Here is a 14,520-nt window from a genome sequence, read left to right as displayed (position 1 = left end):
TTGTTAGCTTCTCGAAAAATTTTGCAGTAGTGCGTGCGTTTTGCACAAGACGGTGCATCGGGCGCGCACCTAACCGACAGGGAAGTTGTGATGACTAAGTTCGCTTTAGGGCTGGCTTTTGCGTGGGCAGTTGTGTCTGCTGGAACCGTTTCCGCGGGAAGCTTCCGGGAGACGGAAGACATTGTCATCAGCCCGGACTTCTGTTCCCTCTATCCCCTGACGCTGTCCGACGCGTTGCTGGCCTCGGCAACGCCAGGACAAAACTTCCAGAACATTCCCCTCGGCACCGGCCCCGGGCATTACAACTGGCTCTCCTGGCAGGGCGATAATGATGCCCCCGTGCTCGAAGAGGCGTTGGTGCCACCCGGAACCAGCCGAAGCTATCGCCATTCTGGCGATCCCTCCGATCGTCAGCTGAATATCGGCGATCTGGTGGAAGGCGCGCCGGGGGTAAAAAACAGCCGGGGCATTCGCGCCAATCTGGACGCGCTGCTGGGCTACAACCTCATCATTCCGGTATGGGGTGACCACGCCGGGCAGGGCGCCAACCTGAACTATGGGGTGGCGCGGTTTGCGGTCATTCGACTGACGGACTACCGGCTCAACGGCCAGGGCTACGTCAGCTTTACCTTCGAACGGTTCACCCGCTGCTACAACGCGCGGCCCGAGGCTTTGGACAGCCAGGTCACCACCCCGGAGGACACCCCTCTGGATTTTTCGTTGCTGGCCCAGGACGCCGATGGCAACGACCTCAGCTATGAAATCGTATCCGCCCCTGAGCACGGCGCCATCGAACACAGCAACGGCCAGGTGACCTACCGCCCCAACGCCAACTATTACGGTCCTGACCGCCTGACCTTCCAGGTCCATGACGGCGAACAGCTGTCGGCAACGGCGACGGTGACCATCGCCGTTACCCCGGTCAATGACGCCCCGGTCGCCAATCCTGCCCAGGCCAGCGGCCCAGAGGACACCCTGATTCCGCTGCAGTTTTCGGGGTCCGACATCGAACAGTCGCCACTGACCTTTGCGGTGGTTGTGCCGCCCGAGCACGGCGCTGTGGTGGAAACGGAGACCGGTTACGCCTATCAGCCCAATGCCAATTATTTCGGCCCGGACCAGCTACAGTACATTGCCAACGATGGCGAACTGGATTCTGCGCCAGCCATCCACGGTCTGACCGTTATTCCGGTGAACGATCCTCCCGTGGCGGAGGACGTTTATGCGGAGACCGAAGGCGGTGATCCGGTGGCGATCACCCTGGTGGGCAGTGATATCGACAGCGATGTACTGACCTACAGTCTACTGGATACCCCTGCCAACGGGGTGATGTCCGGCGATGCCCCGGAGCTGGTCTACACCCCGGACCCCGATTTCGAAGGCCTGGAGACGCTGAGCTACCAGGTGTCGGATGGGGAACTGTCGGCGACCGCAACCATCACCATCAACGTAATCCAGCCGAACCTGCCACCGGTCATCACCAGCCCGCCGGTGGTCACCACACCGGAGCGGGCTCCCTATCAGTACCCGGTGGTGGCGGAAGACCCCAACAAGAACGATATCCTGACCTACAGCCTGCAACGTGGGCCCGCTGAGATGAGCATCGGCGCTCAGTCGGGGGTGATCAGCTGGTTGCCAGCGCCGGAATTCACCCAGACCGTACCGACCTTTAACGACCAGTGTTATGTGGTGCCCACCGGCTCGGTGAAGGAGTATGAGGAGGGCGATGAGGTCGCAGGAGCGACCTATATCGCGCCACTGTTCTACCGGGTTCGCGAAGCCATTACCGATGCCAGTGATTACGTCGGCCCCCAGTCGGTCGCTTGGCATAACCGCCACCGTTGTCTGGGTTGCCACATTCAGACCCAGAGTGTTCTCGGTCTGCAATCGTCCAAGGAAAAGGCGGAGATCGACGAAAGTGCGGCGGAATACCTGCTTTCGGAAATCCTGTCCAGCCAGCTGAACGATGGCTCCATCCGCCGTTCTCACCCTTCTCTTGCCATGAACCAGACCGCGTTCGCACTGTGGGCGCTGAATGCCGTGCCCGACCGGACCCGCACGCTGGCGGTTCGTCAGAACGGGCTGAAGTTCTTTACCAACCGGGTGACCTACAGTGGCCAGTTGGCCTACTGGACCAACGACCATCGCAGCGGCTGGTTGCGCAATCCACTGGCGATTACCGCGCTGGTCTCCCAGGCGTCCTCCGGCCTGCTGCGGGATCTTGACGAACTGGACATGCTGACCGCCGAGCAACAGGAACTGGCTGACTTTTACCGGATGCTGGCCCCGAGCGTGGCGGAGTATCTTCTGGCGGGTATCGAGACCAACGAGAACAACAACCTGAGGCAGGTATATCGCATGATCGGGCTGGCCGAGCTGGCCACGATGATCACTGACGAAGACTTACTGGCCCGCATGGACGATGCGATCCACCTGATCGATACCCGGCTGCGGTCCCGCCAACGGGATGATGGCGGCTGGTCCCCCAATGCCACCGACAGCCAGAGCGACCCGCTGACCTCGGCATGGGTTGGCCTGGCCCTGGATTACCGGAATCCCGCCATCACCGACCCGGTGGTGCTGGCCAACATCGAGTACCTGCTGGATACCCAACAGGCCAACGGCACCTGGAACACCACCAGTGGCCTGTTCTCCACCAAACTGGCCACCACCAGCCTGGTCATGGCCTACCTGCCGGTCGCCCTGGACCACCTGGGGAACCCCGATGTCCGCCTTGGCCATGTTCGTATCGAGCAGGGGCGTGAGGGTCAACACCAACTGAGCGTGCAGCTGGGTAACCGAGGCCTGGCCAATATCACCGTACCGGTGGCGATGGATTTCTACGCCGGAACCGCCGAGCAGGGCGTGCTGCTGGGCACGGCGCAGGTGGATGCGTTGTCCAGCGGAGGCTCGGCCTATCCCGCCATCACGGTTTCCGATGACCAGTTGAGCGATGACCTGACGGTGGTGCTGCGACCGGGTGCGGACATCGAGGAATGCCAGATCACCAACAACGTCACCCGGGCCGCCCTGGTGCGGGTGGCCGTGGCCGACCCGGATGGCCTGACGGACAGCCAGATCTATGCCCTGAACGTGGAAGACGTCAACGAGGCGCCGGTCATCGACAGCGAGCCGCAGACAGCGCTCGAGGGTGGCCAGTCCTTTGACTACCAGATCGAAGTCACCGACGCCGATGTGGGCGATGCCCATCGCTACAGCCTGGTGTCAGGGCCAGACGGGCTGTACCTGGACCAACGCACCGGCCAGTTCACCTCAGCGCCGGGCGGCATTGCCCCAGGTGAGTACGAAATCATCGTGTTGGTCACTGATCTGCGCGGCGCAACCACCGAGCAGACCTTCACCCTGGTAATCCATGAGAACCTGCCGCCACAGATCGTCACACCGCCGGTGGTCGTCGGTGGTGAGGACGCGGGTTACCGCTACGACGTGGACGCCACCGATCCGAACGAAGGCGATGTGCTGACCTATGGCCTGGAGTATGCGCCCGAGGGTATGGGCATAGGCACGGGCACCGGCCTGATCGAATGGGCGGCGGGTAGTGAGTGGGTGGATAACCGGACGGATTCGCACAAGATGTGCGTTGGGGAACCGAGGGAAGACCTGGGTGCGTTGAATCCGGTGGAGAAGTGGCGCTGGGATGTGACCGGCCAACCCGCCGCCAACTACAACCAGGTCATGCATGCGCCAATTGCGGTGCCGCTGTACGACACCAATGGCGATGGCCGGGTTGATGTGAACGATGACATCGCGATTATCTTCCAGACCTTCCGGAGTCGTTATTACTATCGGGAAGGCTACCTGAGAGCGGTATGGGCCAAGAATGGAGAGCCAGTCTGGACCTCCGCCAGCGCATCAATTCTGCCTGAAGGATCTCCCGCTGCTGCGGATATTGATGGTGATGGTTTCGTGGAGATTGTCACACCGAGGTACGGTGGCGGCATAATTGCGTTCTCCCACGATGGTCAGGTGGAGTGGACATCCAGCAGCCGGATGACGATCCGTTGGGGAGGGGCGAGCTTTGCCGATCTCGATGGTGACGGTGTCACCGAGATCATTGTCGGTAATGCCGTCTTTGACAATCGCGGACAACTGCTTTGGCAAGGCTCCGGTCCATCCGGCAATAATGGTGCCGGTCCGCTTTCCTTGGCCGCCGATATCAACGGCGATGGCTATCAGGAAGTCATTGCTGGTGGAGCGGCCTATCGCCATGATGGGCAACTGCTGTTTAACCACGGCGACGGCTTCGCGGCTGTCGCCGATCTCAACGGCGACTCGTCGCCTGAGATCGTGGTAGTCCACAATGGCCTCGTTAAGCTCATAAATAACGACGGCACGATCGTATGGAGCGGCAAGTCGATCCCCGGGGGCGGCAATGGCGGGGCACCCACCATTGCGGATATGACCGGCGATGGCATTCCCGATATTGGTGTTGCTGGCGCGAACCGTTATGTGGTGTTCAACGCAGATGGGGGTGTTGTCTGGCAGTCGCCGACCAGGGATAACTCCTCCCACAAAACGGGCTCGTCGGTTTTCGATTTTAACGGCGATGGACGTGCCGAGGTGGTCTACGCGGACGAATACTACCTGCGGATTTACGACGGCCCCACCGGTGCGGTGATCTACGAGATCGCCAATACCAGTGGCACCACCTATGAGTTGCCCGTTGTCGCTGATGTGGATAACGACAATCACGCAGAAATCGTGGTTATCTCAAACAGCTATAGCCGTGGCACTTATGCCGGCGTGCGGGTGTTTGAAGATGAAACCGACTCCTGGGCCCCAACCCGTTCCATCTGGAACCAGCACGCCTACAGCATCAACAACATCAACGACGACCTGACGGTGCCGGCCCGTCCGACGCCGAGCTGGCTGAGCCACAACACCTTCCGGCTGAACACCTTCCCCGACCGGGATGCCCTGTCGCTGGCGGACATCTCGGTGTCTGGCATCATCTATGACCAGGCCACCAGCACCGCAAACGTCACCGTGCGCAACCGTGGACTGGCCCCGGCGGAAGGCCCGCTGACCGTCTCCTTCGTCCATGATCATTTCTGGACCGGCGAAGAAGCGCTTGGCCAGGTCACCGTGGCCGGCCTGCAGCCCGGCGAAAGCACCCAGGTATCGCTGGTGGTGGATGATGGCAAGATCATCCAGGCGCTGAAGGCGACCGTATCCGGCCCTGCCGAGCTGGTGGAGTGTGCCACTGACAACAACGACACCCGCGCCGCCATCGTGGACGCCCGCGTGTTCGATGAGGCGGGGCTGTTCGATACCCAGAAGTTTGCGGTATCCATCGCCGACGCCAACGATGCGCCGGCATTTACCAGCGCCTCGTCCAGTACCGCCGTGGTGGGCGAGAACTTCAGCTTCCAGCTTGAAGTCGCTGATCCCGACAAGGGCGATGCCCACCGGTTCGAACTGGAGGACGGGCCCGACGGATTCGAGCTCAACGAACGCACTGGCGAACTGCAGGCCGAAGGGCTGACTGAAGGGCTCTACACACTGAACCTGCGGGCCACCGACCTGTCCGGAGCGGTCGCCGAGCAGACCCATGTGGTGACTACGACGGCGCCGGACAACCTGCCACCGGAGTTTATTTCCGAACCCCCGGGGCTGATCCAGCCGGGTGAGACATTCAGTTACACCGCCCACGCCACCGACCCGGATGGCGACGAGGTGGTGTACCTGCTCAGCCGCTCCCAGCCGGGCATGACCATCGACGGTGTCAGCGGCCAGATCCAGTGGACGCCGGGCGCAGGCGTGACCGGCGTATTCTCCGCCGAAGTCACCGCTCTGGACACCCGGGGTGCGTCCAGCAAGCAGTACTTCCTGATCGAAGTGGTGGACCCAAGCGCCGGCAACCAGCCGCCCACCATCACCAGTTCGCCGCAAGGCGCGGTGTATGCCGGCCAACGCTTTGACTATCAGGTCACCGCCAACGATCCGGACGGCGACGACCTGACCTTCGCCCTGACCGAATCCGAAGCCGGCATGACCCTGTCGGAGACCGGTCTGTTCTCCTGGCTGGCACCGGCGGAGCGCATCGGCGATACCGCCATCGTGGAGATCCAGGTGGACGACGGTCGTGGCGGCCAGGCGCGCCAGAAACTCACCCTGCCAGTGAACGAAAGCGCCAACCACCCGCCGCTGATCACCAGTACGCCGGACACCCAGGCACTGGCGGAAAGCCCGTATCGCTATGGGATCACCGCCTCGGACAGCGACGGCGACAGTTTCAGCTTCTCCCTGGACCAGGCGCCGAACGGCATGACTCTGGCCGGCAGCCTGATCAACTGGACGCCCTCTGCGGCCCAGGCCGGCCAGGTGCACGATGTGGTGATCCGGGTGACCGACGCCCGCGGTGCCGCCTCCACACAGAGCTACGGCATTGGCGTCAATGCGCCGGTCGCAGCCAACGCAACACCGCAGATCAGCAGTCTGCCCACGTCTCCGGCCTTGGTCGGTCACACCTACGGCTACAATGTGATCGCCCGCGATGCCGATGGCGACAGCCTCAGCTACGCCCTGGAGACCGGCCCCGCCGGCATGACCTTGTCCGGTGACGGCGCCTTGCGTTGGACCCCGGTTAGCGATCAGGTGGGTGCCCACAACGTCCGCATCCGGGTCTCCGATGGCAAGTCCTACGTCACCCAGGGCTTTATCCTGGATGCGGTGGACGACAGCAACAACAACTACCCGGAGATCACCAGCCGGCCCGCGTTCCAGGCCGTGGTGGGTGAGATCTACCAGTACCAGCTGGTGGCCACCGACGCCGATGGCGATGCGCTGACCTACGGTGCCATGACCCAGCCAGCCGGCATGTCCGTCGCCAGTTCCGGCCTGGTCACCTGGACCCCCACCCAGGACCAGATTGGCCTGCACGACGTGGTGTACTTCGCCGACGACGGCAAGGGCCGCACCCTGCAAAGCACCAGCATCCGGGTGCAGGAAGAGCCCCTGCCGCTGGAGGCCACTGTACTGGTGAGCCCGGCCAGCGTGAAGGCCGGTGACACCGTGATCATCGATGTGTTTACCGAGGGTGGTCAGGGCGAGTTCGACATCAGCGTCGACGTGGATGGCCAGCCCCTGGCGGTGAACCCCTACGGTCGCACCTACTGGACCGCGGAAGGTTCCGGTCGCCACACCGTGACCGCCACCGTCAGCGATGGTGCCACCACCGTCATTGAACGGGCCTACGTCACCATCCAGGATGGCAGCGACACCGTCGCGCCGGTGGTGACCCTGGAAGGACCGGACACCGGTTCCATCGTGACCGCACCCACGGACATCATCGCCACCATCCAGGACGACAATCTGGTGGCCTACCAAGTGCTGATCGCCCCGTCCGGCGACGACAACTGGCAGGTCATTGCCGAAGGCAGCACCAGCCAGGTATCCGCCCCGGTGGCGGTGTTTGATCCCAGCCTGCTGATGAACGGCCAGTGGGACGTGGCGGTGATTGCCCTGGACGTTAACGGCCAGTCCGCCTCCGACATGCTGTCGCTGCAGGTGGAGGGCGACCTCAAGGTCGGCAACTTCAGCATCACCCTGGAAGACCTGTCGATTCCCATGGCGGGCCTGCCCATCCGGGTGACCCGTACCTACGACAGCCGCCGCCGGTTCGAGGACCTGGACTTCGGCCATGGCTGGAGCATCGGCTACCAGGACGTCAAGGTGGAAGAGTCCCGGGCGCCGGGCAGCTACTGGGCCATCAACCAGTACAACCGTGGCCCGCTGAACATGATCACCGATTTCTGCATCGAGCCCCTGGGCGCCCCGGTGGTCACCGTGACCCTGCCCACCGGCGACGTGGAACGGTTCGAGGTGGGGGCGTCGCCGCGCTGCAACACCTACCAGGTGATCAAGGATGTGGCGCTGGTGTTCACCCCGGTGGGCGATACCCAATCCGAACTGGTGGCGCTGAACGACAGCACTGCCCGCTACGAGGGGGGCACCCTGCTGGAGACCGGTTATTTCTCCGCTCCGGTGGACCCGAGCCGCTACCAGCTCACCACCGAGGCAGGCTACGTCTACAACCTGAACCAGGACTTCGGCATCGACACCGTGGTGGACCCCAACGGTCACACCCTGCGCTACACCAACGATGGCATCTTCCATTCCAGCGGCAAGGCGGTGACCTTCAACCGTGACAGCCATGGCCGCATCCGGTCCATCACCACCCCCAACGGCGATGCACTGAACTACAGCTACACGGCGGATGGAAACCTGGTGGCCAGTGCCGACGCCATGGCCAACACCACCGAGTACACCTACAACCGCAGCCACGGCCTGCTGGAAATCATCGACCCGCTGGGCCGGCGCCTGGTGCGCAACATTTACGACGACAGCGGCCGCCTGGTAGCCCAGGAGGACAACGAGGGCAACCGCACCGAGTTCAACCATGACCTCGAAGGCCGCCAGTCCGTGGTCACCGACCGCCGTGGCAACACCACGCTGTACTACTACGACGACCGTGGCAACGTCACCACCAAGGTGGATGCCGCCGGCAAGACCTGGCAGTACACCTACGACGAGCGTGGCAACCAGCTCAGCCAGCTCGACCCGCTGGGCCACGCCACCTCGGCCAGCTTCGATGACCGCAACAACCAGCTCACCCAGACCGACGGCCTGGGCAACACCGTGGCCTACACCTACAACAGTCGCGGCCAGGAGCTGACCATCACCGATGCCCGCGGCAATCAGTACAGGAACACCTACGACAGCGTGGGTAACCTGCTGAGTGTCACCGATCCCAACGGCAAGGTGGCCGGTAACAACATCAACGCCGAAGGGCTGGTGTCGAAGAGCGTGGATGCCGAAGGCAACGCCACCACCTACACCTACGACGGTGACGGCAACAAGCTGAGCGAGACCAATGCCCTGGGCGAGACTGCCCGGTTCACCTACGACGCCAACGGCAACGTACTGACCGAGATCCGCGAGCGCACGGTCAACGGCAGCGCCGAGGCGGAGACCACCCGTTACGTCTACGACGCCAACAACCGGGTGATCGAGACCCACTACCCGGACGGCTCGACGGTCTACGCCGAGTACGACATCGCCGGCAACCAGACCGCCACAGTGGACGCCCTGGGCCGACGTACCGAATATGTCTTTGACGCCTTTGGCCGGGTTACCGAGACCTACTTCCCGGACGGCACCGTGGCCTACAAGACCTACGATGCCGAAGGTAACGTCGAGACCGAAACCGACCGACTGGGTCGCACCACCCGTTACAGCTACGACGCCCTGAATCGGGTGATCCGTACCGACTACGACGACGGCAGCCACACCGCCACGGCCTACGACGCCGCCGGCCGGGTGGTCAGCGAGACCGACGCCAACGGCAACGTCACTCACTACGAGTACGACGCCGCCGGCCGTCGCACCGCCGTGGTGGACGCCCTGGGCAACCGCCACCGCTTCGGTTACGACGCGGACGGCAACCTCACCAGCGAGACCGACGCCAACGGCCACACCAGCCGCTACACCTACAACGCGCTGGATCAGCGCACCGAGACGGTGTACCACGATGGCAGCAAGGTGACCGAGGCCTACGACGCCCTGGGCCGCCGTACCTCGCGCACCGACCAGAATGGCCGTGTCACCGGGTACGAGTACGACGCGCTCGGCCAGCTGATCAAGGTGACCGATCCCCTCGACGGCACCACCACCTTCAGCTACGACGTCGCCGGCAACAAGCTGACCCAGACCGACGCCGAAGGCCGCACCACCCGCTGGACCTACGACAGCCAGGGCCGGGTACTGAGCCGCACCCTGCCCCTGGGGCAGACCGAGAGCTTCAGCTACGACGCCGCCGGTAACCGCCTGAGCCACACCGACTTCAATGGCCAGACCACCAGCTACCAGTACGACCTGAACAGCCTTGTGACCCGCATCACCTACGGCGACGGCACCGTGGAAACCTTCAGCTACGACGCCGTGGGCAATCGCCTCACCGCCACCACGCCGGAGGGCACCACCCGCTACCGCTACGACGCCATGAACCGGCTGGTGGAAGAGGTCCAGCCCGACGGATCGGTGCTGTCCTACGGCTACGATAGCGCTGGCAACCGGGTGCAGCTGGACGTCTCTACCGACGACCAGACCCGCAGCACCCGCTACGGCTTCGACCAGCTCAACCGCCTGGCGTGGGTGGACGATGGCCTGGGCGAGACCGCCTACGGCTACGACCAGGTGGGCAACCGGGCCAGCGTGAGCTACCCCAACGGCAACGTCACCAGCTACAGCTACGACGCCCTCAACCGGCTGGTGGCCCTGACCACCACCGATGCGTCCAACACCGTGGTGGCAGATTACCGTTACGAGCTGGAGCCCACCGGCCGCCGCAGCGGCGTGCAGGAACTCCACAACGGCCGCAGCACCGGTTATTCCTACGACGAGCTGTACCGACTGGTTGGCGAGACCGTCACCGATCCGGTTAACGGCGGTTACAGCGCCGAGTACCAGTACGACAAGGTGGGCAACCGGAGCTACAGCATCGTCGACGGCGTGCACACCGCCTACAGCTACGACGCCAATGACCGTCTGACCCAGCAGGGCGGGGTGAGCTACCGCTACGACGCCAACGGCAACACCCTGACCGAGACCGAAGACAGCCAGGTGACCCGCTACAGCTACAGCGCCCGCAACCAGCTGGTGGAAACCACCCGTCCGGGCTACAGCGCAAGCTACGGCTACAACGCCGACGGCATCCGCACCCGCCGCACCGAGAACGGCGTCACCACCCAATTCGTGGTGGACAGCAACCGGGACTACGCCCAGGTACTGGCGGAAGTGAGCAACGGCACCACCGAGGTCAGTTACACCTACGGCGACGACCTGCTGGCGCAACAGCGGTCAGGGGCGACCTCCTACTACCTCTACGACGGCCACGGCTCCACCCGGGCCCTGGCAGACGAGGCCAGTGCCGTCACCGACACCTACCACTACGACGCCTTCGGCGTCCTGCTGGCCAGCGCCGGCGACACCGACAACGACTACCTGTACACCGGCGAACAGCGGGATGCGGGGCTGGAGCAGTACTACCTGCGGGCAAGGTACTACGACCAGGGCGTGGGGCGGTTCACGCAGATGGATACGTGGATGGGGAGCAAGTTCGATCCAGTTAGCCTTCATAAGTATTTATATGCCAACGCAGATCCAGTTACGAATATCGACCCAACGGGTTGGTTTAGTCTCAGTTCCATTGGAACAGCAATACGCATCAATGGACAGTTAGCGGCTCGATCAGTGAGCTTTGCAGGACGATCACTGATCGATAAGGCTCTTTTTGGAAAAGCCAGAAACGTGGTTGCTGACGAGATAAAAGATGAACTTGCATCCCAAGCATTTGGACTAGTTGGGGAAATGGTGGTGAATTTTGCCGTCGATGCGTATGACAAGATGCTGGTCGACGTGGATGCGGGAGATGTGAGGAATACTGGCGCCTCCAGAGGTTCGCGATCGCATAGATATCTTCAGGAATTAGTTGAAAATTTAAACAATCAAAGTATTTTTCGATCAATGGGGTTCATAGTTGATGCTGAGGAGTTTGTGATCGATGATGGCGGAGATCCTGTAGGAAGAAGGGAGCGTGGTTCCAAGGGGCTTGACGTTGTCGTTAGAGATCGCAATGGTAAGCGTCTATTGGCGTTTGATCTAAAAACTGGTCGCGGTTGGAGCCAGAATGAAATAGATCGGAGAAGAAAGCGATTTGGTGGTGTTTCTTTAGTGGAAATATTTGTGAACAAAAAGCGATGACTACTGCATCAGAACTTAAGAAGTTAGCAAAAGAAACTATAACCCCATTCTTAATTGAGAAGGGGTTTCAGCTGGTCAAGTCGTATGCGTTTGTGCGGGAGAGATCGGGAATGTTCGATATATTGGATTTCTCGATTTTTAATGGAGGGTGGAACTTGCGCCCCATTGTTAAGTGCTGGGTTCCAGAGCTGGATCCTGATTTTGAGTGCTCTAAATTCCCAAAGAAACTTCCGAGCAGAATATCGTCTGGGGGCTATCTCAACCCGTTCGGTGAGATAGCATTTGGCGGTGGTTCTTGGAGTATTAAATCCGAAGAAGAAGTTTTGAGGGCTCTATCAGAAATTAGGGATTTGCTGCAGTCTGTTGCCTTGCCCTGGTTCGACCATATCGAAACTAAAGCAGATTTGCTTGATGCTTTAAATCCTGGAATTCGCGCACAACCTAATTTCGATAAAATTAAGGATAAGCTCTTGAGCAATTAGAAATTCGCAGAAAACTAGGACAGATCTATTCCTGACTTCAAACAATAAGTGCAGCATCGCTCGTTCCTAGTGCCCCGGAAAATTCACCCCAGAACACCTCCGCCGGTGTCCGATACCCCAGTCGCTTCCGGACCAATGGTGGACCAATGGGACCAATGGGGTCTACCTTTGAATTTAGCAGATCAGCGGATGCGATAATTCTGGTCTAGGCTAGTACAGGTGGCGGAGGTGTGGCTCTTGGGGTCCGCGTTCCTCCATGGAATCGCTCGACTCTGAAATGCCGCCTCCGCTGCCCCTGCATCATCTGGAGCGTCCAACGAGGATGATGCCCGCCTTCAACGGGACCAATGGGGTCAGAGTCCTTGGTCCATGGCCAATTTATATGCTGCGGATCGCCGATCACCGCCCCGCTTCCCAGCGATGGCACGCCGCCCGCTGACAACCTCAAAATTTCGTTTAAAAGAATCACTACCCAGCACCCACGCCTTGTTTGTTGCTTCCCGGATCTCAGTGAGGTCGCGATCCAACATTCTTCCCCTGAATAACGATCGATAGTTTGCCTGGCGTTCTGAGGGCGTGTTTCACAGAGCCTGGTATTGTGCATGGGGAGTAATCAGCTGCACCTCCTTTCCAACGGCGTTGTGTTGGTAACTTGACCAGGGGTACTCGGAGGCATGCTCTACCATCCCTGCCCGAACGGGATTAAGTTCGATGTAGCGATAGAGCGTCAGCAAGTAGGTATCGGTATCCACCACGGTCGATTTGTAGCGGCCCTCCCACAGTGTGCCGGTCCGACAATGGATATGATTGAAGTAGCGAACATAACGCCGACCCAGCAGACGCTGTGGTCGGCTTCCTCGTAGAAGCAAGCAGCGCGATTGTTGCCGCGCTGGATGATGTGCTGAGCGCACTCAGGCAGATACGGGCGTGGTAGGCGAGCCATCTGGAAGTCCTTTTCCGAGATTGAATCCACGGCGGATGATATGGGGATAATGTTTTGGGATCAAATGACTCGGACCCCATTGATCGGACCCCATTGATCGACCCCATTGATCCTAGCAATCAGTCATGGTTTGTAGAACATCGAGTAGTTCTCCTTTGTTCTCCTGGCCGTAATATGATGTTTTTATGTAAAGCCAAAAGTTATTGGTCAGATTTGACCAATAGAAATTTGTTTTGCTAAATTTGTTAAGCTCTTGTTCTTTGAAATAAAAAGTTCTATTTCCGATATTGCATGTTTGGATATCTTTAGCGTTTTTTCCATACATTAGCTCGGTGAAGTTTTTTGTTTCCTCCATGTTGTAAATGGATACCTCAATGCCGCACTTTGTCGAAATTTGGTCTTTCTCCATGTGATAAGCGGTAAACAAAAATTTCGAATCGTTGAGCTTGGGGTATTCGTCATCGGTAGATTGATATATATCTTGCCATTCCTTTGATATATTTCCATGCTTCCAAGATATGATGCTCCAATGGCTTGGGAACTCGGCTTTTACATTCAAGTGCTTGTTTTTATAAGTTTGCATTTTAGTTCCTGTGAGTATCGGGAGGTTCAAACTCGATCAAAATCATATTCGGCTAAGTCCGATGAACTTCGTTTATCGTACTCTGAATGAATGATTTGCCCTCTAGGATACCAAATGAATGGGATCAGATAGATTTTAAATTGATCAGTTCGGCTCCGTCTTTTCCATTCGGTACACTCTGCTGATGAATCAGCGTATCGATTTGTCAACTTTATACTGGAAGGAGAAAATTTTAACCAGCCTACTTCGGACGACGGACTATGAGAGGTTGGCGACATTATTTACAGATTGATGAGTTTAAAATCGATCCGACCCCTTTTACCGTTGCCTATTGGCTCAAAAGGAAGCAAATAGAGATGTTAGAGGTAAATGTCGAAAAAGAAATTTACTGTGGGAAATCACGCAGAAAAACGAATTCCATTAGGATGTCACTTATCGGCGTCAAGAAAGTTTCTGATTTTGAGTATAATTTTAAAGTCGTGCTTAATAGTTCGATTGTTAATTACGATAGAGACCTCAAGGCTTCAAGTGAATTTGACTGCCTTAATACAGGCCTGGCGTTTTTTCGACAGGCTTTGAGGTTCCTGTTAAGGGATCAGCCAAATCTAAGGAGACTCTGAATAAGTCTCAAATTCAGCGATAATTAGGGCCATCGCCAACCGCATAGGATTCAGTGTCACCATGGATCAGATCACCTTCTCCGAAGCCGAGTACCAGACCAAGAAGCG

The 14,520-nt window shown here is 59.3% G+C and carries 4 protein-coding genes; 2 read left to right on the top strand and 2 right to left on the bottom strand.

The genetic code is table 11. The annotated features are described in order from the left end of the window. The first annotated feature begins 90 nt into the window (after positions 1–90). Complete coding sequence (locus N6L25_RS16235) at positions 91–11,784, top strand: Ig-like domain-containing protein (RefSeq protein ID WP_271982383.1); 11,694 nt, start codon at positions 91–93, stop codon at positions 11,782–11,784. Further along, positions 11,781–12,266 (top strand): hypothetical protein, encoded by a 486-nt coding sequence (locus N6L25_RS16230; protein WP_271982380.1) that lies wholly within the window; start codon positions 11,781–11,783, stop codon positions 12,264–12,266. Before N6L25_RS16235 ends, N6L25_RS16230 begins: the two co-directional genes overlap by 4 nt. A 581-nt stretch (positions 12,267–12,847) precedes the next feature. On the opposite strand, the gene N6L25_RS16225 is transcribed toward N6L25_RS16230, so the two are convergent. Further along, complete coding sequence (locus N6L25_RS16225) at positions 12,848–13,135, bottom strand: hypothetical protein (protein ID WP_271982377.1); 288 nt, start codon at positions 13,133–13,135, stop codon at positions 12,848–12,850. 186 nt (positions 13,136–13,321) lie between these two features. Next, positions 13,322–13,792, bottom strand: coding sequence for a hypothetical protein (locus N6L25_RS16220; RefSeq protein ID WP_271982374.1), 471 nt, complete (start codon positions 13,790–13,792; stop codon positions 13,322–13,324). Positions 13,793–14,520 lie beyond the last annotated feature (728 nt).

The organism is Marinobacter sp. SS21 (assembly GCF_028369065.1).
Lineage (GTDB): Bacteria > Pseudomonadota > Gammaproteobacteria > Pseudomonadales > Oleiphilaceae > Marinobacter.
Note: the sequence above shows the minus strand (reverse complement) of the source record. Positions and strands in the feature narration are given on the sequence as shown.

Bases quoted from the DNA above. Each gene is read 5' to 3' on its own strand.
- N6L25_RS16220 (WP_271982374.1), bottom strand. From the start codon at position 13,792: ATGCAAACTTATAAAAACAAGCACTTGAATGTAAAAGCCGAGTTCCCA.
- N6L25_RS16235 (WP_271982383.1), top strand. From the start codon at position 91: ATGACTAAGTTCGCTTTAGGGCTGGCTTTTGCGTGGGCAGTTGTGTCT.
- N6L25_RS16230 (WP_271982380.1), top strand. From the start codon at position 11,781: ATGACTACTGCATCAGAACTTAAGAAGTTAGCAAAAGAAACTATAACC.